This is a genomic window from Streptomyces sp. NPDC059524 (assembly GCF_042749255.1).
Lineage (GTDB): Bacteria > Actinomycetota > Actinomycetes > Streptomycetales > Streptomycetaceae > Streptomyces > Streptomyces xanthii.
Genome location: NZ_JBHYTK010000027.1, coordinates 41,073 through 62,995, shown reverse-complemented (window position 1 = coordinate 62,995; position 21,923 = coordinate 41,073). Strand labels below are relative to the sequence as shown.

Here is a 21,923-nt window from a genome sequence, read left to right as displayed (position 1 = left end):
GGTTACCACTCGGGGGGGGGGGTATACTCTCCCCACCTCGCCACGCCGATAGCGGTCGTGGTCCCCCCGGGGGGTGGGCGGGGGCGCGCCCCCCCGCCACACCAGGTCGGCTCACAGGCCCCGGCGGCGCGGCACGGTCAGGCGGTAGCCGTCGTCGAGCAGCCGGGGCAGGTATCTGTGCAGGGCGGCGACGCTCTGCGCGCGGTCGCCGCCGGCGTCGTGGTTGAGGACCACGACGCCGGGCGCGGCGCCGCCCAGCACCCGGGAGACGATCGTGCGGGTGCCCGGCGTGGTCCAGTCGAGACTGTCGACGGTCCAGGCGAGCGGCTCCATGCCGAGCTCGGCGCCGAGGCGGAACGCGGAGCGGTTCCAGGCCCCGTAGGGGGCGCGGAACCAGGCGGGGGCCTCCCCCGTCGCGTCCTGGACGACCTCGCAGGTGCGCTCGATCTCGGGGCGCATGCGCGCGCGGGTGAGCTTCGTCAGGAGCGGATGCGTCCAGGTGTGGTTGCCGATGACGTGGCCGTCGTCGGCCATCTCGCGCAGCAGGTCCTTGTTCTCCACGGCCATCTCGCCGCACACGAAGAACATGGCGCGCACCTCGTGGCGGCGCAGGGTGCGCAGGATCTCGGGGGTGAAGCGCGGGTCTGGGCCGTCGTCGAAGGTGAGCACCATGGCCCGCTCGTCCGGTCCGAAGTCCATGCTGAGCAAGGGCGCGCGCCGGACCGCGAGGCGCTGCGGGGCGGTGCGCTGGGGCCCGTACCCGCCGATCGGCCGCAGCCGGTAGGCGGAGGGTGCGAGGGGCCGGGCGGCGGGGGCGCCGGCGGCGGGGGCCGCGCTCGGGCTCGCGCCGGACGGGCCGCCCGCGCGGTCGGTCGCGGAGCAGCCGGTGAGGGCGGCCACGGCGACGGCGGTGAACCCGCGCAGGAAGGTGCGCCGGCCCGAGGCCGCATGCCGGGCCGGAGCCGCGGTGTCCTGATCTGTTTTCATGCTTAATGCCTCGCACGCGCCCCGCCGTGCGCCCCCCGCGACACCTGCGGGCGCGGGCGAAAGCACCCGTTCAGCCGGGGCCGTCCGACCGGTGCCCCCACCAGGGACTTTCGGCTAGCCTCTCGGCGTGAACGAACAGCAGCCCCCACAGTTCGAACGCGGTACGGACGGCCCGAAGGTGATCCTCGTCGGCATGGACGGCTCGGACTCCTCCTTCCGCGCCGCCGCCTACGCCGCCGGCCTGGCCCGGCGGCAGAACGCCCTGCTCGCCGTCGTGTACGTGCAGCCCGTGATGGCGGCCGGGACCGCCCTCGGGGTGCCGGTCGGCGAGGTGACCGACGAGGTCGCGGAGGGGCTCATCGCCGAGATCCGCGCGGGCGTGGAGCGGGCGAAGGGCATATACGACCTGCGGTGGGAGTTCCACACCTTCCGCGGCGACCCGTACAACGGCCTGGTCACCGCCGCCGAGAAGCTGACGGCGGACGCGGTGGTCGTCGGGGCGTCGGAGCAGGCGGGGCACCGGATCATCGGCTCGGTGGCGGTGCGCCTGGTGAAGGCGGGGCGCTGGCCGGTGACCGTGGTGCCGTAGAACCGGGGGCGCGGGCCGGGGCGTGCCTTCTTCCGAACACGCCCCCGCAGGTGCATCATGAGCGGCCGTCAGCCGTCGCACCTGCGAAGAGGTGAACCCCATGGCCAAACTACGGATGGGACAGGGCGTACTGCGCCGCAAGCCCATCGAACAGATCGAGGACACGGAGTCCGGGGCGGGTGGCGAGTCGGCACAGCTGACCCGCACACTCGGTCTGACGCAGCTCACCGCGATCGGCGTGGGCGGCATCATCGGCGCGGGCATCTTCACGCTCGCGGGCACGGTCGCGAACGAGAAGGCCGGCCCCGCCGTGCTGATCTCGTTCCTCATCGCGGGTGTGGCGAGCGCGGCGGCCGCCCTGTCGTACGCCGAGTTCGCCGGCCTGATCCCCAAGGCCGGCTCCGCCTACACGTACGGGTACGCGGTGCTCGGCGAGCTGGTGGGCTGGTTCATCGGCTGGGACCTGCTCCTGGAGTACACGGCGATCGTCGCGGTGGTGGCCATCGGCATCTCCGGCTATTTCAGCTTCCTGCTCGGGGAGATGGGCCTGGAGCTGCCGAAGTGGATGCTGGGCGCGCCCGGTACGGGTGACGGGCACAAGGTCGACCTGTTCGCGGCGCTGCTGTGTCTGCTGATCGCGTATCTGCTCACGCTCGGCATCAAGAACGCGGCCCGTTTCGAGACGGTCGTCGTGGTGCTGAAGGTCCTCGTGGTGATCGTGGTGATCGCGGTGGGCTTCTTCCACATCGACACCGGGAACTACACGCCGTTCTTCCCGTTCGGGGTGAGCGGGGCGTTCACGGGCGCCGCGACGGTGTTCTTCGCCGTGTTCGGCTACGACGCGATGTCGACGGCGGCCGAGGAGTCCAAGGACGCGCAGCGGCACATGCCGAAGGCGATCATCTACTCGCTGGCCATCTCGATGGTGCTGTACGTGCTGGCCTGCCTGGTGCTGACGGGCATGCAGAACTACAAGGACATCGACCCGGAGAGCGGCTTCTCGACGGCGTTCAAGTCGGTCGGTCTGAGCGGGCTCGCGGACGTGATCGCGGTCGGCGCGATCATCGGCATCCTCACCGTGATGTTCACGTTCATGCTGGGTGTGACGCGCGTGTGGTTCTCGATGTCGCGTGACGGGTTGCTGCCGAAGTGGTTCGCGAAGACGCATCCGACGCGGCACGTGCCGACGCGCGTGACGTGGATCGTCGGGTTCGCGTCGGCCGCCATCGCCGGGTTCCTGCCGATCGGCGAGGCGGCCGAGCTGACCAACATCGGCATCCTGCTGGCGTTCGTCGTGGTGTGCGTCGCGGTGATCGTGCTGCGCTACCGGCAGCCGGAGCTGCCGCGCACGTTCCGCACGCCGGGCATGCCGTTCGTGCCCGCGATCGGCGTCGTCTTCTCGATCTGGCTGATCACGTTCCTGGAATGGCAGACGTGGGTGCGGTTCGCCGTCTGGTTCGTGGTCGGGCTCGTCATCTACTTCGGGTACTCGTACAAGAGGTCCGAGCTGAACCGCACCGAGTCCTAGTCACCTCACGCGTCACCGGCCTCGAGGGACTTCTGGAACTCCTGCTTCATCTTGTCGAGTCCCTTGGGGCCCCACTCCGACCAGAACAGCTTCCACTCGCTGATCTTGCGGCGTCCGGCGACGATGTCGTTGACCAGGTCGTTGGCCTCGGTCGACAGGCGCCCGTAGTGCTCGGTGTACGCGTCCGAGTAGTGGCCGACGGTGGCGTTCTGGACGGCCGTGCGCAGGAGCTCCTGCTCGACCCCGTACATGTCCTTGACGTCCTGGACGCCGTGGCTGCCGGGGAAGACGGACGGGGCGAGGACGAAGGGGGCCGTGGTGGCGGTGGCCAGGCCGCTCCACAGGCCCTCGACCTCCTGCTTGCCCTTCTTGGTGCGCTGCGGGAAGCCCTTGTCGTCGTAGGTGAAGTCGCTGCCCTCGGCGCCGAACTCCAGGAACTCGCGCTCCTTGGTGCCGTAGGGCGCGGCGAGGTAGTTCAGGATCTCCAGCATCATCCGGACGCGCTTCTCGCTGCCCTTCTTGATCGCCGTGTATCCGATGGTGCCGAACGCGTGGTAGTGCGCGTTGGCCTTGGCGCCGTCGGCGTCGAAGGGGATGAGGATCTCGGCGGCGAGGGCGGGGTCGTTGGTGCGGGTGTCCTTGCGGGCGCCGGTCGGGTTGGCGTAGACGCAGGCGCCGATGCGGCCCTGGGCCAGCTTGAGGTAGGCGTCGGCCATCTTGGGGTCTCCGGGGTAGAAGACTCCGGCCTTCTTGAGCTTGACGACGAAGTTGAGCGCCTCGAGGTACTGCTCGGACTCCATCCAGAAGGTGACCTTGCCGCTCTTGTCGCGGCCCCACTTGTTGGGTGCGCCGTAGCACTGGCTGAGAACGCTGACGGCGTTGCCGTAGATCGGTTCGAGGGCCCAGGTGTTGCCGCCGGTGACCTCCTTGCACTTGTCCATGAACTCCTCGGTGCTCTGCGCCGAGAAGCCGTCGGCCTTCGCCCAGATCTTGGGGTTGCCGCCGTAGACCTGGCCGAGGGCGGGGTAGGGGCTGGGGGCGCCCCAGATCTTGCCGTTGACAACGGCGGTCTTCCAGTGCGCCGGGGTCATGTTGGCGAGGTTCGGGTAGTCCTTGACCGCGTCGCCGGAGACGTACTCCGTGATGTCGGCCATCTTGGACTCCAGGAGCTGCGCGATGTGCTGCAGGCCCTGGTTGGGCGGGATCCACATGAGGTCGGGCAGATCGCCGCCGGCGACGATCGCGGGGAACTTCTCCTCGTAGCCGGGGTCGGTGCCGAGGATCGCGGACAGGTCGACGCCGAGCTTGGAGCTGACCTGCTTCCAGTGGGCGTTGGAGCCCTTGGGCAGCGGGGGCTGGACCCAGATCTCGGTGAGCATCGAGACCTTGGAGCCGTCGCCGGGGACCTTCGCGACGCTCTGCGCGAGTTCCTTGGGGTAGGAGAGGAAGCCGGCGGACAGGCCCTTCGCGTTGGGCGGCAGGTCGGGCTTGACGCCGGTGAAGGGGACGTAGGCGGGCAGTTTGACCTTGGCGGAGGCGGCCTCGCCCTTGCCGGCGGTGGAGCTTCCGCAGCCGGTGAGGAAGGAGGAGGCGGCGCCCGCCGCGACGGCGGTGCTCAGGCCGAGGAAACGGCGTCGGGACACACCGGTGCTCATGATCGACTCCACACGGGTTCGGGGACGGAGGTACGGGGGCTGGGGCCGGAGGGGCCCTGGATCGCGGGCCGGCTCAGCCCTTGATCGCGCCGGTGAGCACGCCCTTGCTGAAGTACTTCTGCAGGAAGGGGAAGAGCAGCAGGATCGGCAGCAGCGCGAGCATGACGACGGCCATGGAGATGGACTGCGGCGGCGCCATGTGGGTCACGCCCAGCTGGTCGGAGGTGATGGCCTTGCCCTGGACGACGTAACTGCGCAGCACCACCTGGATGGGCCACTTGCCGGAGTCGTCGAGGTAGAGCATCGCGTTGAAGAAGGCGTTCCAGTACGTGACGGCGTAGAAGAGGCCGACGACGGCGATGACGCCCTTGGACAGCGGCATGACGATGCGGGTGAGGACGCGCCAGTCGCCGGCGCCGTCGATGCGGGCGGCCTGGTAGAGCTCCTCGGGGATGTTCATGAAGAAGGCCCGCATGACGACGAGGTTGAAGGCGTTGATCAGGCCGGGCAGGATCAGCGACCAGTACGAGTCGCGCAGCCCCAGCTCCTTGACCAGGACGTACATGGGGATCATGCCGGGCGCGAAGAGCAGGGTGAACAGGACCATGAGCAGGACCGGCTTGCTGCCGGGGACGCCCCGCTTGGACAGGGCGTAGGCGAGGCCGACGGTCGTCAGGAGCGACAGCGTCGTGCCGACGACGGTGATGCCGATGCTGACGAGGACGGCCCGGGTGACGAGGCCGCCGGACAGGATCGTGGTGTACGCCTCGAAGGTGGGGTCCGTCGGGAAGAGGACGAAGCCGCCGGACGCGGTGATCTCCTCGCGGGAGGCGAGGCTCGTGGACAGGACCGTGAGGAACGGCAGGATCATCACGGCACAGATGACGGTGAGGACGACGGCCTTGGCGCTCTTGCCGAGCGGGCTCGGCGGCTCCTCCCAGGCGGGGCGGGCGTCCTCGGGCCGGGGCTTCAACAGCGGCAGGGAGAAGGTCACTTGCTGTACACCCCTTGCTCTCCGAAGGCGTGGGCGAGCTTGTTGGCGCCCCAGATCATGAGGGCGCCGACGACACCCTTGACCAGGCCCGCGGCGGCGCCGACGCCCCAGTCGCCGTAGACCACGCCGTGGTAGTAGACGTACGTGTCGAGGACCTCGGCGGCGCGGGCGCCGACCGCGTCGCGCTGGAGCAGGAACTGCTCGAAGCCGACGGACAGGACGTCGCCGAGCCGCAGCACGAGCAGCATGATCGTGACGCTGCGGACGGCGGGCAGGGTCACGTGCCACATGCGGCGCCAGCGGTTCGCGCCGTCGACGGCGGCGGACTCGTACAGGCTCTGGTCGACGTTGGCGAGCGCCGCGAGGTAGATGATCATGCCCCAGCCGATGTCCTTCCAGATGACCTGGGAGGTGATCAGGAGGGGGAAGGCGTGCGGGTCGGTCATCACGTCGAGGGCCGAGAAGCCGTGGTCGCGCAGGAAGTTGGAGACGAGGCCCGCGCCGCCGAGTACCTGCTGGAACAGGGCGACGACCAGCACCCAGGAGATGAAGTGCGGGAGGTAGACGACGCTCTGCACGAACTTCTTCACGCGGCTGGAGACCAGGCTGTTGAGCAGCAGGGCGAGGGCCAGCGGGGCGGGGAAGAAGAAGACGAGCTGGAGGGCGGCGAAGGCGAGGGTGTTGCGGACGGACTCCCAGAAGGCCGGGTCGGCGAAGAGTTCCTGGAAGTTGGCGAGGCCGACGAGGGCGCTGTCCTTGAAGCCGATGAAGGGCTGGTAGTCCTCGAAGGCGACGATGTTGCCGAGCATCGGGACGTAGAAGAAGACGACGAAGAACAGCAGGCCGGGCGCCATCAGGGCGAGCATCACCCAGTTGTCGCGCAGCCGGCGCGCGAGCGGCGGACGGCTCCTGAGGGTGCGCCTCCCCGCCCGTGCCGGGGCGGGCGCGGGCGGCGAGGCGGCACGGACGCGCCGTTCAGTTGCTGGGGAAGACACGCGTACTCCCACCGACGGGACGGGTGCGGCCGCCCGGAGCGCCGAGACGCCGGGAAGGCGGCCACCAATAAAGAAGGCAACTTTCTGAATTGGAGAGTCATCATGGAAGCGGCGGGAGGGCACGTCAACCGCCTGCCGGTCCCGGGGAGTTGGACTCTTCGTCGGTGAGGCTTGGACTTTTCTGCGGGGAGCCCGTCAAACAGGCCGTTCGACGTGGTCCAGGGCGAGGCGGGCCGCCCCGATCGCGGTGGACTCCTCACCCAGCGTGGAGGTCCGCACTTCGGGCGGGCACGGGGTGAGCGCGGCGAGCCGCTCGGCGAACGGCTCGCTCAGCAGCGTGCCGGCCCGCGAGATCCCGCCACCGAGCACGACGGCCCGCGGGTCGAGCACGGCGACGTGCCGGGCGAGGCTGTCGGCGAGGGCGTGCGCGAAGGCCCGCAGGGTGTAGGCGGCGCCGCCGTCACCGGCCGCGGCGGCGCGCACGACGGCGCGGGCCGCGTTCTCCCGGGTGGGGCGCGCCTCTCCCCCGTGCCCGGCGAACCAGTCGAGAAGCCGCTGGTAGGGCACGGTCCAGCCGTCGCCCGCGACCATCTCGCCGGCGGCTCCGTGGTGCCCCCGGTGCAGTTCGCCGCGCAGCCACAGGCCGATGCCGAGCCGGTTGCCGACGTACAGGTACAGGAAGTCGTCGGTGTCCGCGGCGACGCCCGCGGTGCCCTCGGCGAGGGTGGCGAGCTGGATGTCGTTGCCGACGACGACGCGGCCCGGGGCGTGGCCCGTGAGTGCGGCGCTCAGGTCGACGCCGCTCCAGCCGGGCAGCGAGTCGCTGACGGTGACGACACGGCCCGCGGGGTCGACCATGCCGCTGGTGCCGACGCCGGTGGCGAGCGGGCGCAGGCCGGCCGCGGCGGGTCCGGCGAGACAGCGGGCGACGGCGGTGCGCACGGCGTCGAGCCGCCGGGCCGCGCTCAGTTCGGGGGTGACCGGCAGCCGGTGGGAGGCGACGGTGCGGCCGAGCAGGTCGGTGGCGAGCACGAGGACCTTGTGGGCGCCGACGTCGACGCCGAGCACGTGCCCGGCCTCGGCGCGGAAGCGGAAGCGGCGGGCGGGCCTGCCGACCCCGCCGGCGCCGGGCTCCAGCTCGACCAGGCGCCCCTCGCGCAGCAGTTGCGCGGTCAGGTCCTGGGCGGTGGGCCGGGACACACCGATCAGCGCGGCGAGTTCGGGCACGGTGATCTCGGCGCGCTCGCGCAGCACCCGGAGGGCCGCGGCCGCGTTCAGCCGGCGCAGCAGCGACGGATCGCCGCTCTTGTCCTGCTTGTCGCGCTTCTCGCTCTTGTCGTCGTGACTGGTTCTCATGGGCGCGGCTCCCCCCGATCCAAGGTGTCCCCCTTGACAGCATGATCGGTGACTCCCCAGGGTGACCCGGAGTGATTGAGCAACTTACCTAATAAAAGCGCCCCTGGGGGACCACGCATGGGTGAGCACCGCACGGCTGAGCAACGACGCGTCGAACTCCCGGCCGGTGACGGCCATCCCGAGCTGGCCTGCGGCGTCGGCGACTGGGACACCGAGGCCTACGGCAACCACCGCGTCCTGGTCCGCGCCGCACAGGCAGGACCGGTCCTCGGGGCGGAACTGCCGTGGCGGCGCCGGGATCCGGATCCGCATCTGGTCGACGTGGTGGTGCTCGCACCGTCCGGGCGCCGGGTGCGCAACACGCTGGCGGTGGAGGTGACCGCGGAGCGGGGCCGGATCGCCTTCGAGCCCGTCGAGGGGCCGGGGACGTACGCGGTGCACTATCTGCCGTACGCGCACACCGGCCGCGCCTACTATCCGCAGGCCGTGTACCGGCAGCCGGTGCGCACCGCCGATCCGGCGTGGGTGCACGCGCACGGGCTCGACGGGCCGGACGCGGGGTGGGGGCGGCTGCCGCGGGCCGAGGCGTTCCGCTACGAGGCGGCGAGCGCCGTCGACTCCTTCGCCCCGCTGGGCTTCGCGGCGACCGAGGACGAACGGCACAAGCTCGAACTCGCCGATCCGGACGCCGACTTGATGCTCTTCGGCGAGGACCGCGCGCACCCTCTGGGGCGGTACGGGCGGCTGCCCGCCCGCTGGGCGCGCGGGGTGCCCGGCGCCCCGTACGAGGGCACTGCGGACCGCGGGGAGTTCTTCGCGTTCCAGGTCGGCGTGTACGCGCGCACGGACCTGGCCGGACTGACGGCGCGGGTGCGGGGGCTGCCGTTCCCGGTGCGCTGCCCGAGCCTGGGCGGCACGGACGCGCGCGGCCGTCCGCTCACGCGGCGGGTGGACGTGCCGGCGGGCGGGGTCGACGCGCTGTGGTTCCTCGCGGAGGTCCCGGCGGACGCGGCGCCTGGCGCGTACGAGGGCGAGGTCGAGGTGAGCGCCCCCGGCGCGGTCCCGCGGGTTCTGCCGGTCCGGCTCACGGTCACCGGGCACGCGGCGGTGGACGGCGGGACCGGTGAGCCGGAGCGCCTCGCCCGGCTGGCCTGGCTGGACAGCACGGAGGGGCACGACGACACCGTGGTCCCTCCGTTCACCCCGGTGACCTGCGCGCAGGGGCCGGACGGCGGGCGCGAGCTCGGGCTGCTCGGCCGGCGGGTCCACCTCGGCGCGGACGGGCTGCCGCACCGGCTGGTGTCGACGTTCACCCCGGCCGTCACCGCCGTCGACGGGCCGCCCCACGACCTGCTGGCCGGACCGGTCCGCTTCGAACTCGGACATGCGCTCGCCCTCGGCCCGCTGACCTCGGAGCAGCCCGGTCCGGGCCGCGTCACCTGGAAGATCAGGGCCTCCTCGGACGCGCTCCTGGTCGACACCGAGGGCGAGTTGGAGGCCGACGGCTTCCTCGTCCTGCGGATCGGCGTGGAGGCGCGCGCCGACCTCGACCTCCCCGACGTGACGCTCGACGTGCCCGTCCGCGAGCCGCTCGCGCGGTACGTGATGGGGCTCGGCCTGACCGGGCGGGACTGCCCGGACACGTACGACTGGACCTGGGACACCCCCACCCGCAACCAGGACTCCCTGTGGCTCGGCTCGGCGCACGCCGGACTCCAGCTCTCGCTGCGCGACGAGCACTACACCCGGCCGCTGAACACCAACTACTACCGGGAGAAGCCGCTGGTCACGCCCCGCTCCTGGGCGGGCGACGACGGTCTCGGCGGCGTCCGGCTGCGCACGGCGGACGGGGTGCGCACCGTCACCGCGCACAGCGGTCCGGTCCGGCTGCGGGCGGGCGAACGGCGCCGCTTCGAACTGCGGCTGCTGCTCACACCGTTCAAACCGATCACCCCGCGCACCCAGCTCACCGACCGCTACTACCACGCGTACGCCACGCCCGAGGAGGTCGCACGGTACGGGGCGAACGTCGTCAACCTGCACCACGCCACTCCCCCGAACCCGTACATCAACGACCCGCTGCTCGCCGCCGACGTGCTGCGCGCCTACACCGACCGGGCGCACGCGCTCGGGGTGCGCGTGAAGGTGTACGACACGGTGCGTGAACTGACGCGGCACTCCCCCGAGTTGCGGGTGCTCGCCTCCTTCGGGGACGAGGTCCTCGCGGCGGGTCCGGGCGGCGGGCACGCCTGGCTGCGGGAGCATCTGGGCGAGGCGCACGTGCCCGGCTGGGTCGCCTCCGACGTCCGGGACGTCGCGGCGGTCACCACGGGCGAGTCCCGCTGGCACAACTTCTACGTGGCGGGGGTGCGGCGGCTGCGCGAGCGGCTGGGCGTCGACGGGCTGTACCTGGACGACGTGGCCTACGACCGGACCACGATGAAGCGGGTCCGCAAGGCGCTGACCGGGGCGGGCGGCCCGCCGCCGGTGGTGGACCTGCACTCCTGCAACCAGTTCCGGGCACCGGACGGCTTCGCCTCCAGCGCCAATCTGTACGCCGAACTGCTGCCGTACGTGGACCGGTTGTGGCTCGGCGAGCTGTTCGACTACGCGGCGACGGACCCGGCGTACTGGCTCGTGGAGGTCTCCGGGATCCCGTTCGGACTGATGGGCGAGATGCTGGAGGGCGGCGGCAATCCGTGGCGCGGGCTCGTGTTCGGGATGACGGCGCGGGCCCCGATGACCGATGTGCGGCCGCTGTGGCGGGCGTTCGACGCGCTGGGCCTGCCCGGCGCCGAGATGACCGGCTGGTGGGGCGGCGACACCGCGGTGGGCACCGGCGACGACGCGGTGCTCGCGACCGTGTGGCGCGGCCCCGACGGGGCGACGACCGTCGCGCTCGCGTCCTGGGCGGAGGACCCGGTGGACTGCCGGCTGACGCTCGCGGGCGCGGAGGTGGCGGCGTCCGCGCCGGGGATCGAGGCCTTCCAGGAGGAGCGGGAGTACGCCGCGGGCGGCCCGGTCCGGGTCGAGCCCGGACGGGGCCTGCTGCTGCGGCTGCGCCCCGCGGCCGAGGGGCCCCGGCTCACTTCGCCATGACGAGCCCGTCACGGGCCGCGCCGCGGCTGAGGACGACCTGGCGGACGGCGTCGCGGATGCCTCCGAGGTCGGCGCCCTCGTCGATGGCGCGGCCCAGGTCGACGACGCGGCCCGTGGAGACGTCGAACCACTGCGGGACGAACTCGGCCTTGGTCACCTGCCAGCGCTGCCCGTCCCGGGCGGGCGGCGCGAACGTGAAGCGGCCGACCGAGCTCATGTTGCCGCGGGCGTCGCGGGCACCGTCGTGATTGAACATCTCGCCCGCGATCTGGTCGCCCATCCCGTACACGATCCAGGTGCCGTTGACCTTCTCGTAGGCCTGCGGGACGTGGGCGTGGGTGCCGAGGATCAGGTCGATGTCGGGGCGGCCGTTCGTGGTGGACGCGGTCAGTTCGCGGCCGAGGCCCACCTGGCGCTCGTCCGGCTCGTCCTGCCACTCCGTGCCCCAGTGCAGCGAGACGACGACCACGTCGGCGCCGGCGCGGCGGGCGGCGCGGGCGTCCTCGACGATCCGCTGCCGCTCCATCAGGTTCACCGACCAGGGCTTGCCCTCGGGCATGGGGTGGTCGTTGGTGTCGTAGGTGTAGGCGAGCTGGGCGATGCGGGCGCCGCCCGCCTTCAGCCAGGCGGGGGCCCGGCCCTCGGCGGCGGTACGGCCGGAGCCCGTGTGCTTCACCCCCGCCCTGTCGAAGGCGTCCAGCGTGCGTGCGATGCCGTCGGCGCCGTCGTCGAGGGTGTGGTTGGAGGCGGCGGAGCAGGAGTCGTAGCCGGTCTCCTTCAGGCCCGCGGCGACCTCGGGCGGGGACTTGAAGTCGGGGTAGCCGCTGTAGTCGCCCTGGGCGCCGTAGACCGTCTCCATGTGACAGATCGCCACGTCCGCGCCGGAGACCACGGGTTTCATGCCGGCCAGCATGGAGCGGAAGTCGTAGCCGGTTCCGCCCGCGTCCTCGTGCGCCTTCTCGATGATGGAGGAGTGCGGCAGGACGTCACCGGACGCGGCGAGCGTGAACGGGCGGACGGCCGGCGCGGGGGCGGGGGCGGCCTTGTGGGGCGGAGCGGCGCCCGGCCCGGCGCCGGGGGCCGCGCAGCCGGCCCCGAGGCCGAGCGCGGCGGCCGTGAGGACCAGCGCCGTGCGCCGGGTGCTGCCGCGGGTGCTGCTGCGTGTCTTCGACGTCATCGATCGGGCTCCCTGAACAGGTGAGATACGGGGGACGCGGGCGGATTGCCGTAAATATCCACATATGACAAATGGGTGGAGTCAAGGCGCCGGACCGGGGCACGGCCCCGCTCGACCCGTTCGCCGCACCGCTCGTCGAGCGCATCGACCGTCCGGCGCACACCGCCGCCGGGGCTCTGGGCGCGGACGGCCCCCTGCGCTGCCATACGCGCATGACGACGGCGCTCAGGACACCCAGGACGACGGAGGCGGACCTCGCGCAGGTCCAGCAGCAGCACGGCAGGCCGCTCTACGCGTTCCTGCTGCGGCTGTGCGACGGCGACCGGCAGCGGGCGGAGGACCTCGTCCAGGAGACGTACGTACGGGCCTGGCAGCATCCGGAGGCGCTCCGCTCGGAGCACGAGTCGGTGCGGCCCTGGCTGTTCACCGTCGGGCGGCGGCTCGCCATCGACGCCCGCCGGGCCCGGCTCGCCCGGCCCGCCGAGGTGGGCGACGCGGTGCTCGAGAACGCGCGGGTCTGCGCGGACCACGCGGAGCGGTCGGCGGCGGCGCTCGACGTGCGGGAGGCGGTGGCCACGCTCAGCCCCGAGCACCGGGCCGTGCTGCTGGAGGTCTACTTCAAGGGCGCCAGTGTGGCGGAGGCCGCACGCGCGCTCGGCATTCCCCCGGGTACCGTGAAGTCCCGTGCGTACTACGCGTTGCGGGCGTTGCGCAGGGTCCTTCCGGGTTACGCGCCCGACCTGCGATGAAACCGGCGGCCGGGTCAAGCATCGGTAAAGCGCCTGCCCGGTGGGGAATTTCCTCGGTTGAGTAATCCGCTGTCCTGCCCGGTGAGTCGACGGGGCGGGCCGGGACCGGCGCACGCACGGACCGGAGGAAGGCGGACAGGGACATGCGGTACGGGAGCCACGACGGCGCGGCGGGCGCCGAGGGCGGCGGCGCACAGGGGCCGGGCGGTGAACTCGCCGTGCCCATGGCCTGGTTGTACGCGGAGTACATCGCGGACGAGCTGCTGCGCACCGGCGATCTGATGCCGCCCACGTCCTTCGAGTTCCGCGCGGGCAGAGACGCGCTCGCCCTCACCATCTACCTCTCGGACGTCAGCGACGAGCTGTCCGGGATCCGTGTGGTGTCGCAGCTGGAGACCTGGTCCTCGCTGACCGCCTACGACCGGCCCTGGCAGTCCTGGGTGCGGGCCTCGCTCGCCGAACGGGAGGCGAAGGTGCGGCGGTCCGGGCAGTCCTCGCCGGACCTGCCGCTCGCCGCTGCGGCGTGGCGCTGGCTGGAGGAGACGGAGCTGCTGGCGCCGGACCTGGACGCGGTGCCGGTGCCGGACGAGGAGGACGGGCCACAGGTGTGGACGCCCGCGTGGCGGCTCGGCTTGCCTCTGGGCCATCTGGCGATCCATCTGTTCTGAGTTTCCTGTGGGGTTCAGGGTGCGTGGACGCCCGCGCGGTACTTCGGGATGCGGACCGTGATCTTCATGCCCGCGCCGACGGCCGTCTCGATCACCAGACCGTGGTCGTCGCCGAAGACCTGGCGCAGCCGTTCGTCCACGTTCGACAGGCCGACCCCGTGGGAGGCGTCGCCCTCGCCGCGCAGGATCGCGCGGAGTGCGCCGGGGTCCATGCCGACGCCGTCGTCCTCGATGACGACCTCGGCCTCGGCGCCCGCGTCCGTCGCCACGATCGTGATGCGGCTGCGGGTGACCGCGCCCTCCAGGCCGTGCTTGACCGCGTTCTCGACCAGGGGTTGCAGGCACAGGAACGGGAGCGTGACGGGGAGCACCTCGGGGGCGATCTGCAGTGTCACCGAGAGGCGGTCGCCGAACCGGGCGCGGACCAGGGCCAGGTACTGGTCGATGGAGTGCAGTTCGTCGGCGAGCGTGGTGAAGTCGCCGTGCCGGCGGAACGAGTAGCGGGTGAAGTCGGCGAACTCCAGGAGCAGTTCGCGGGCGCGCTCGGGGTCCGTACGGACGAACGAGGCGATCGCGGCGAGCGAGTTGAAGATGAAGTGCGGGGAGATCTGGGCGCGCAGGGCCTTGATCTCGGCCTCGATCAGGCGGGTGCGGGAGCGGTCCAGTTCGGCGAGTTCCAGCTGGACGGAGACCCAGCGGGCGACCTCGTCGGTGGCGCGGGCCAGGACGGCGGACTCGCGCGGGGCGTAGGCGACGACGGCACCCCGGACGCGGCCGTCCGCGACGACGGGCGCGGCGACCGCCCAGCGCAGCGGACAGTCCACGGAGCCGCAGCCGCAGCCGAACGCGACGGAGCGGCCGCCTCCGGCGAGGGCGGCGGTCAGTTCGGGCATGACGTGGGCGGCGTGGGCGTGCTCGGAGACGCCGTCCCAGGCGAGGACGGTGGAGCGGTTGGTGAGGGCGAGGGCGTCCGTGCCGAGCAGGGTGCGCAGGCGGCGGGCCGATTTGCGGGCCGTTTCCTCCGTGAGGCCCGCGCGCAGGGGCGGGGCGGCCAGGGAGGCGGTGTGGAGAGTGTCGAAGGTGGCGCGCTCCACGGGTGTACCGATGTCGCTGTGGCGGGTCTTGTGGGTGGCCCGGCGCCCCAGGACGTAGCCCAGGGCGAGGAGGACGGGGGTCAGCGCCACCAGTGCGGCGACGGCTCCGCCGGTCACCGGGGGTCCTCCTGCCGGGGGGTGGCTTCCTTCGCCGTAGGACCGGCGGTCGGTGGGTGCGTTTCCCTTGCACGTGGTTGCTCGCGCAGTTCCCCGCGCCCCTGAAGGCGCACTTCGTGCACCCCAGGGGTCGACCCATCGCGCCCCGCGGCGGAGCCGCCAGCAGACACGGCCCCGCGCCCCTGAAGGCGCACTTCGTGCACCCCAGAGGTCGACCCATCGCGCCCCGCGGCGGAGCCGTCGGCGGACACATCCCCGCGCTCCTTGCGGGGCGCCCCTGCACCCGTCCCCCTCAGCTCCTCCGGTAGGTGCAGGCGGGTCATCGTCTCCGTGGTGTGCGGGGGGACGGAGTCGGGGGTGGCCAGGCTGACCAGGATCATCGTCAGGAAGCCGACCGGGACCGACCAGACCGCGGGCCACGCCAGAAGGGTGTGCAGCCAGCCCGTCGTCGCAGCGCCCGACACCGTCAGGGTCACCGCGAGGAGTGCGGAGCCGCCGCCCGCGAACAGGCCCGCCACGGCGCCGGGCGGCGTCAGACGGCGCCACCAGATGCCGAGCAGGAGCAGCGGGCAGAAGGAGGACGCGGAGACGGCGAAGGCCATGCCCACCGCGTCGGCCACGGGCACCCCGTCGACCAGCAGCGCGCCCGCGAGCGGGAACACGACGGCCAGGACGACCGCGAGGCGGAAGTGGCGGACCCCTCGCGTGGGCAGCACGTCCTGGTTGATCACGCCCGCGACGGCCATCGTCAGTCCCGAGGCCGTCGACAGGAACGCGGCGAACGCCCCGCCCGCCACGAGCGCCCCGAGCAGGTCCCCGGTGACGCCGCCGATCATCCGGCCGGGCAGCAGCAGGACCGTGGCGTCGGCGTCCTGGGCGGCGGTCAGTTCGGGGGCGTACAGGCGGCCGAGCCAGCCGTAGAGCGGCGGGAGCAGGTAGAAGAGGCCGATGAGGGCGAGGACGACGACGGTGGTGCGGCGGGCGGCGCGGCCGTTCGGGCTCGTGTAGAAGCGGACGACGACGTGCGGCAGGCCCATCGTGCCCAGGAACGTGGCGATGATCAGCCCGTACGTGGCGTAGAGGGGATGGTCGGCGCGGCTGGTGGCGAGGGGGCGGCCCGCGCCCGCGCCGGTGGGCGGGAGGTCCGTCGCCGGGAGGTGCGGCGCGGGGGTCGCGCCGCGCCAGGCGAGGACGAGGAAGAACGCGGGGACGAGGAGCGCCGTCAGTTTCAGCCAGTACTGGAAGGCCTGGACGAAGGTGATGGAGCGCATGCCGCCCGCGGCGACCGCGAGCACGACGACGGCGGTGACGAGCGAGCCGCCGACCCAGCGGGGCGAGCCCGTGAGGACCTGGAGGGTAAGTCCGGCCCCCTGGAGCTGCGGCACGAGGTACATCCAGCCGGCGCCGACGACGAACACGCTGACCACCCGCCGCACCCGGCGCGACTCGAGCCGTCCCTCCGCGAAGTCCGGCAGCGTGTAGGCGCCGGAGCGGCGCAGGGGCGCGGCGACGAAGACGAGAAGGACGAGGTAGCCCGCGGTGTAGCCGACGGGGTACCAGAGCATGTCGGGGCCGTGCACGAGGACGAGCCCGGCGACGCCGAGGAACGAGGCCGCCGAGAGGTACTCGCCGCTGATCGCGGCCGCGTTGAGCCGGGGGCCGACGGTGCGCGAGGCCACGTAGAAGTCGGACGTGGTGCGGGAGATGCGCAGGCCGAAGCCGCCGATCAGGACCGTCGCGAGGACGACGACGGCCACCGCGGGTATCGCGTACGCCTCGTTCACGGTGCTCCGGTGTCACGGCCGCGGACGAGGTCGGCGAAGTCGCGTTCGTTGCGTTCGGCGCGGCGCACGTACCACCAGGCGACGAGGACGAGGAACGGGTAGCAGCCCGCGCCGAGGACGAGCCATTCGACGGCCGGGTCGCCGAGCGCCCCGAAGAAGAGGGGCAGCACCGCGACGGGCACGGCGAGGGCCGCGAACGCGACGGTGCCGGTACGCAGTTGGCCGCGCATGAGGGAGCGGACGTAGGCGGCGCCGAGCGTCGTCTGTTCGTCGATCTCGCCCTGGGTGCGCAGGGCGGACGGACCGGTCGCGCCGTGCGCGGTACGCGGCTCGCCGGTCACCACTTCGCGGCGTGGTTCGGACACGGGCGGAGTGTAGGCAGGTGCGGGCGGGCGGCGGAAGGGGCTGGTCAGCCTCCCGCGCGGCGCATCAGCAGCTCCCGTACGCGGCCGGCGTGGCGGCGGCTGACGGCGATCTCGGCGGCGCCGACGCGCACGGTCATGCCGCCGCCGTCGAGCCGGAGTTCGTCGATGCGGTGCAGGGCGACGAGGTGGCTGCGGTGGACACGGACGAAGCCGAGCGGCTGCCAGCGTTCCTCGAGGGTGGAGAGCGGTATGCGGACGAGGTGGCTGGTGCCGTCGGCGGTGTGCAGGCGGGCGTAGTCGCCATGGGCCTCGGCGTAGGTGATGTCGGCGACCGCGACGAGCCGGGTGACGCCGCCGAGTTCGACGGGGATGCGGTCGGCGACGGTGGCGGGGGGCGCGGTGACGGCGGCGCGTTCGGCGACGCGGCCGACGGCCTCGGCGAGGCGTTCGCGGCGGACCGGTTTGAGGACGTAGTCGACGGCCTTGAGGTCGAAGGCCTGGACGGCGAAGTCCTCGTGGGCGGTGACGAAGACGACGAGCGGCGGGCGGGCGAACCCGGCGAGCAGGCGGGCCACGTCGAGTCCGGTGAGTCCCGCCATGTGGATGTCGAGGAAGAGCACGTCGACGGCGTCGTCGCCGCCGGGTCCCGCCTCCAGGGCGTGGCCGATGCGCCGCAGCGCCTCGGTGGCGTCGGTGGCGCCCTCGGCGCTGCGGATGCGGGGGTCGGAGCGCAGGAGGTAGAGGAGTTCGGCGAGGGCGGGTTCCTCGTCGTCGACGGCGAGTGCGCGCAGCATGCGGCGGAGTGTAATCGGCCGGTGTGTTGAGCGGGCCGGGCGGCTCCCGCGTATCCGTGGGCGTGGAGGAGAACGACTGGACGGGACCGCGGGAGCGGCATCGTGACGCCGGTGCGTACGCGCTGGGGGTCCTCGGGGCCGCGGACCGGTTCCGCTACGAGGATCATCTCGGGCGGTGCGCGGTGTGTGCGGCCTACGTGGCGGAACTGGGTTCGATGGCAAGGCTGTTGGAGCTGTACGCGCTGGCGACACCGCCGTGCGTGGAGCTGTTCCCCCGGCCCGTGCCGCTGGGCGGCGTCATGGAGCGGCTGGCGGCGGCCCGGGCAGGCGCGCGGCGCCGGGTGCGGTGGGCGGGGGCCGTCGCGGGTCTCGTGCTGCTCGCGGGCGGCCTCGGGGTGGTGCTGCCCGGCGGGAGTGGGGCCGGGGATCCGGGCGCGGTGACGCTGCGCGGGCGGGACGCGCGGACGGGGGTCGCGGCGACGGTCACGGCGGACGCGCGGGCGTGGGGCACGGCCGTGGATCTGGACGTGCGGGACGGGGGCGGGCCGCGGGTGTGCGCGCTGGTCGCGGTGGGGCGGGACGGCAGCGAGGAGACGGTGGCGAGCTGGGCGGTGCGCCGGGAGCGGACGCGGGTGAGCGGCGGGGCGGCGCTGTCGCCGGGGCGGATCGCGCGCTTCGAGGTGCGGGCCGCGGACGGGGCGCGGCTGCTCACCGTGCCGGCCGGGTCCGGGTGAGCGGGGCTATTTGAGGAGGCGGGACATGCGGCGGTCGGCGAGCGGTTTGCCGCCGGTCTGGCAGGTGGGGCAGTACTGGAGCGAGGAGTCGCTGAAGCTGACCTCGCGGATCGTGTCTCCGCAGACGGGGCAGGTCTCGCCGGTGCGGCCGTGGACGTGCAGGCCGCTCTTCTTCTCGGCCTTGAGCCGTCCGGCGGCGACGCCGCGCGAGCGCTCGACGGCCTCGGTCAGGGTGTCGCGCAGCGCGGTGTAGAGGGTGTGGACGTCGTCCGGGGTGAGGGTCGCGGCGAGCTTGAACGGGGACATCTTGGCCGCCCAGAGGATCTCGTCGCTGTACGCGTTGCCGATCCCGGCGATGAGGGACTGGTCGCGCAGGGCGCCCTTGATCTGGCGCCGCTCCCCCGAGAGGAGTCCCGCGAACGCGGCCTCGTCGAAGGCGTCCGCGAGCGGGTCGGGGCCGAGGCGGGCGACGCCCGGTACGTCGCCGGGGTCCTGGACGACGTACACGGCGAGCTTCTTGGTGGTGCCGGCCTCGGTGAGGTCGAATCCGGCGCCGGTCTCCAGGGCGACGCGCAGGGCGAGCGGGCCGCGGCCGGGCTTGGGCGGGCCGTCGGGGAGGCGGTCCTTCCACTGGAGCCAGCCGGCGCGGGCGAGATGCGTGACGAGGTGCGGGCCGCCGTCCGTGGCGAGGTCGAGGAACTTGCCGTGCCGGGCGACGCCGGTGACGGTGCGGCCTTCGAGGGCCGTGGGCGGCGGGTCGTACGTCTTGAGGACGCTCACGGCGACGGGCAGGACCCGCATGATGTCGTGCCCCACCAGGTGCTCGGTGAGGAAGTCCTTGAGCGCTTCGACCTCGGGCAGTTCCGGCATGGGACCAGAGTGCCACCGTTCGCCGGGCGGGGCCCGAGGGGCGCCTCGGGCGCGGGCGGGGGTCAGGCTCGGGCAGGGGTCAGCCTCGGGCGGGGGTCAGGCGTGGGCGGGGGTCAGGAACTCGCACCAGACGCACTTGCCGCCGCCGCGCGCCTCCACGCCCCACACGTCGGCGAGCCGGTCGACGAGGAGGAGGCCGCGTCCCGAGACGCCGTCGTCGCCCGCCTCGCGGCGGCGCGGGAGGGCGCTGGAGGTGTCCTCCACGTCGACGCGGAGTCTTCGGTCGGGGCCGGTCAGGACGCGCAGGGTGACGACGGCGGGGCCGTCGGTGTGCATCAGGGCGTTGGTGATGAGTTCGTCGGCGACCAGCTCGATCTCGTCGGCGCGGTCGCGGCCGCCCCAGGCGCGGACGGCGGCGCGGATCATGTGGCGGGCGGCCCTGAGCGCGGCGGGGTCGCCGGGCGGGACGTGTTCGGTGAGCCGGCCGCGGCTCTGCGGGGTGCCGGCGCCCCGGCGGCGCAGCAGCAGGAGCGCGACGTCGTCCTCGCCGCCGCGTTCGTCGACGGAGGTGCACAGCCGGTCGGCGAGCTGGTCGATGTCGGCGGGGCCGGAGCGGACGAGTTCGGTGAGGGTCCGCATGCCGTCGTCGAGGTCGATGCCGGGTTCCTCGACGAGGCCGTCGGTGCACAGCAGCAGGGTCTGGCCGGGGTCGAGGTCGACGGTGGTGACCGGGTACTCGAGCCGGCCGAACATGGCGGACAGGCCGAGCGGGAGGCCGCCGTCGACGGGCAGCCGGCGGCAGGTGCCGTCGGTGAGCCGCAGCAGCGGGTCGAGGTGTCCGGCGCGGACGAACTGGACGACGCCGGTGGACAGGTCGGCCTCCGCGTACAGGCAGGTCGCGAAGCGTTCGGTGTCGAGTTCGTGGAGGAAGACGGAGGCGCGGGCCATGACGGTCGCGGGGGTGTGGCCCTCGGCGGCGTAGGCGCGCAGCACGATGCGGAGCTGGCCCATGACGGCGGCGGCGTGCGTGTCGTGGCCCTGGACGTCACCGATGACGGCGCCGACGCGTCCGCCCGGCAGCGGGATGACGTCGTACCAGTCGCCGCCGATGTCGCGGCCCAGGGAGGCGGAGCGGTAGCGGACGGCGAGGTCGGCGCCGGGCACGTTCGGGATGGAGCGCGGCAGCATGGCCTGCTGGAGGCCCTGGGCGAGGTCCTTCTCCTGCTCGTAGAGCATGGCCCGCTGGAGGCTCTGGGCGATGCTGCTGCCGAGGGCGATGAGGACGTTGCGCTCGGTCTCGTCGAAGCCCTTGCGGTCGTGGTAGAGCAGGCCGACGACGCCGATCGGGCGGGCCTGGGCGATGAGCGGGAGGTAGGCCGCGGACTGGATGCCGAGGTGGGAGACGTGCGGCCACAACTGCGGGTAGGAGCGGGCGAAGTCCTCGGGTGAGTCGACGAAGCGGGGCTTGAGGCTGCGCACGACCTCGCTCATCGGGTACGGGTCGTCCAGGCGGGTGACCTGGGTGCCGGGCACGAAGCTGCCGGAGGGGCCCTCGGCGACGAGGTGGATGCGGCCGGCGCGGACGAGGCCCATCAGGAAGTTGGAGGCGCCGAGCCGTTCGATGCCGTGGGACTCGCGGAGCACCTCGATGACGTCGCGCACGGTGCGGGCATGGGCGAGGGCGGCGGTGGTGCTCTGCACGACGCTGGTCTCGCGGCGCCGGGCCGCGGAGTAGGCCTCGCGCTCGTGCTGCACGGTGGCGTCCTCGAGTTCCTCCGTGGCGTCGCGCACGATGCCGACGATGCGCCGCGGCCGGCCGTCGGCGTCGCGTCGGATGTACCCGCGGGTGTGGGTCCAGCGCAGGAGCCCGTCGCGCGTGCGGATCCTGAAGTAGGCCCCGTAGTTCTCGGATCCGTTCTTGAGTGCCTGGGACACGACGGCGTCGAGCCGCTGGGCGTCGCGGGGCGGGACCCGTGACGCCAGGGTCTCGGGGTGGTCGTCGTACTCGTCGGGATGGAGGTCGAACACGTCGCGGGCCTGGGCGTCCATCTGCATGAGCCCCGACTCCAGATCCCACTCGAAACTGCCCATCCGCAGCCCGCGCCCATAGGCCTCGAGAAATCCCCGCGCGTGATCGTCCTGGCTGTCCCCGGCCGGGGGGACCCCAGGATCCTGACCGGCCCCGTCACCCGCGTCCATACCGCACACGCTAGGCGCAGGATCTGGCCCGCGCACGCGGGGCGGGAGCGGTCCGGAGCAGGTCGGGCGGGGCCGGGGGGCCCGGGCGGGGGGACTGCCGCGCCAGCGGAGCGCCGGGGCCCCCGCGGTCGCGTCGTAAAGGGCGGGGGGGTCCCGGGTTCAGCCCCCC

Annotated in this window: 18 protein-coding genes; 6 read left to right on the top strand and 12 right to left on the bottom strand. The window is 72.9% G+C overall.

Translation table 11 applies throughout. The features are described 5' to 3' along the window. Positions 1–111: 111 nt before the first annotated feature. On the bottom strand, positions 112–987 hold the full coding sequence (locus tag ACFW9D_RS11015) for a polysaccharide deacetylase family protein (RefSeq protein WP_188335664.1): 876 nt from the start codon (positions 985–987) through the stop codon (positions 112–114). 127 nt (positions 988–1,114) lie between these two features. Here ACFW9D_RS11015 and ACFW9D_RS11010 point away from each other — a divergent pair, with 127 nt between their 5' ends. Both ACFW9D_RS11010 and ACFW9D_RS11005 read left to right on the top strand, forming a co-directional pair. After that, positions 1,115–1,576, top strand: coding sequence for a universal stress protein (locus tag ACFW9D_RS11010; RefSeq protein ID WP_384620277.1), 462 nt, complete (start codon positions 1,115–1,117; stop codon positions 1,574–1,576). Between the two features lie 100 nt (positions 1,577–1,676). Then, positions 1,677–3,104, top strand: a complete 1,428-nt coding sequence (locus ACFW9D_RS11005; protein WP_188335666.1) for an amino acid permease — start codon at positions 1,677–1,679, stop codon at positions 3,102–3,104. A 5-nt stretch (positions 3,105–3,109) separates the two neighbouring features. Here ACFW9D_RS11005 and ACFW9D_RS11000 read toward each other — a convergent pair whose 3' ends face one another. From ACFW9D_RS11000 to ACFW9D_RS10985, 4 genes are all read right to left on the bottom strand, one after another. Next, on the bottom strand, positions 3,110–4,759 hold the full coding sequence (locus ACFW9D_RS11000) for a hypothetical protein (protein WP_384620274.1): 1,650 nt from the start codon (positions 4,757–4,759) through the stop codon (positions 3,110–3,112). Positions 4,760–4,832: 73 nt separating this feature from the next. After that, the gene (locus ACFW9D_RS10995; protein ID WP_223205850.1) at positions 4,833–5,753 is read right to left on the bottom strand and encodes a carbohydrate ABC transporter permease; all 921 of its coding nucleotides are present in this window, start codon (positions 5,751–5,753) and stop codon (positions 4,833–4,835) included. Continuing rightward, positions 5,750–6,748, bottom strand: coding sequence for an ABC transporter permease (locus tag ACFW9D_RS10990; RefSeq protein ID WP_384620270.1), 999 nt, complete (start codon positions 6,746–6,748; stop codon positions 5,750–5,752). Before ACFW9D_RS10990 ends, ACFW9D_RS10995 begins: the two co-directional genes overlap by 4 nt. Positions 6,749–6,943: 195 nt before the next feature. Continuing rightward, positions 6,944–8,104, bottom strand: coding sequence for an ROK family protein (locus ACFW9D_RS10985; RefSeq protein ID WP_188335668.1), 1,161 nt, complete (start codon positions 8,102–8,104; stop codon positions 6,944–6,946). 117 nt (positions 8,105–8,221) lie between these two features. Here ACFW9D_RS10985 and ACFW9D_RS10980 point away from each other — a divergent pair, with 117 nt between their 5' ends. Beyond that, positions 8,222–11,203 (top strand): glycoside hydrolase domain-containing protein, encoded by a 2,982-nt coding sequence (locus ACFW9D_RS10980; protein WP_384620267.1) that lies wholly within the window; start codon positions 8,222–8,224, stop codon positions 11,201–11,203. On the opposite strand, the gene ACFW9D_RS10975 is transcribed toward ACFW9D_RS10980, so the two are convergent. Then, positions 11,190–12,380, bottom strand: a complete 1,191-nt coding sequence (locus ACFW9D_RS10975) for a CapA family protein (protein ID WP_384620263.1) — start codon at positions 12,378–12,380, stop codon at positions 11,190–11,192. The two genes, ACFW9D_RS10980 and ACFW9D_RS10975, sit on opposite strands and share 14 nt — an antisense overlap. Positions 12,381–12,592: 212 nt before the next feature. Between ACFW9D_RS10975 and ACFW9D_RS10970 the strand changes: the two genes are divergently transcribed. After that, a complete protein-coding gene (locus tag ACFW9D_RS10970; protein WP_223206353.1) occupies positions 12,593–13,129 on the top strand; it encodes a sigma-70 family RNA polymerase sigma factor in 537 nt (178 codons plus the stop codon). Between the two features lie 143 nt (positions 13,130–13,272). Beyond that, a complete protein-coding gene (locus ACFW9D_RS10965; protein ID WP_188335672.1) occupies positions 13,273–13,797 on the top strand; it encodes a hypothetical protein in 525 nt (174 codons plus the stop codon). 14 nt (positions 13,798–13,811) lie between these two features. Here the strand turns inward: ACFW9D_RS10965 and ACFW9D_RS10960 are convergent, their stop codons facing one another. The 4 genes from ACFW9D_RS10960 to ACFW9D_RS10945 all read right to left on the bottom strand — a co-directional run bounded on the left by ACFW9D_RS10960 (position 13,812) and on the right by ACFW9D_RS10945 (position 17,951). Then, positions 13,812–15,008: a sensor histidine kinase gene (locus ACFW9D_RS10960; protein ID WP_384620260.1), complete on the bottom strand. Its 1,197-nt coding sequence runs from the start codon at positions 15,006–15,008 to the stop codon at positions 13,812–13,814. Then, on the bottom strand, positions 15,005–16,792 hold the full coding sequence (locus ACFW9D_RS10955; RefSeq protein WP_384620257.1) for a cation acetate symporter: 1,788 nt from the start codon (positions 16,790–16,792) through the stop codon (positions 15,005–15,007). The genes ACFW9D_RS10960 and ACFW9D_RS10955 overlap by 4 nt, the downstream gene beginning before the upstream one ends. Then, on the bottom strand, positions 16,789–17,133 hold the full coding sequence (locus ACFW9D_RS10950) for a hypothetical protein (RefSeq protein ID WP_384620287.1): 345 nt from the start codon (positions 17,131–17,133) through the stop codon (positions 16,789–16,791). Before ACFW9D_RS10950 ends, ACFW9D_RS10955 begins: the two co-directional genes overlap by 4 nt. Before the next feature lie 68 nt (positions 17,134–17,201). Beyond that, on the bottom strand, positions 17,202–17,951 hold the full coding sequence (locus tag ACFW9D_RS10945; protein WP_384620254.1) for a LytR/AlgR family response regulator transcription factor: 750 nt from the start codon (positions 17,949–17,951) through the stop codon (positions 17,202–17,204). Between the two features lie 62 nt (positions 17,952–18,013). On the opposite strand from ACFW9D_RS10945, the gene ACFW9D_RS10940 reads away from it, so the two are divergent. After that, positions 18,014–18,685 (top strand): hypothetical protein, encoded by a 672-nt coding sequence (locus ACFW9D_RS10940; RefSeq protein WP_384620251.1) that lies wholly within the window; start codon positions 18,014–18,016, stop codon positions 18,683–18,685. A 6-nt stretch (positions 18,686–18,691) separates the two neighbouring features. Here the strand turns inward: ACFW9D_RS10940 and ACFW9D_RS10935 are convergent, their stop codons facing one another. Both ACFW9D_RS10935 and ACFW9D_RS10930 read right to left on the bottom strand, forming a co-directional pair. Then, on the bottom strand, positions 18,692–19,555 hold the full coding sequence (locus tag ACFW9D_RS10935; protein ID WP_384620248.1) for an Fpg/Nei family DNA glycosylase: 864 nt from the start codon (positions 19,553–19,555) through the stop codon (positions 18,692–18,694). A gap of 96 nt (positions 19,556–19,651) precedes the next feature. Beyond that, positions 19,652–21,646, bottom strand: coding sequence for a SpoIIE family protein phosphatase (locus ACFW9D_RS10930; protein ID WP_384620246.1), 1,995 nt, complete (start codon positions 21,644–21,646; stop codon positions 19,652–19,654). Positions 21,647–21,923: the final 277 nt, after the last annotated feature.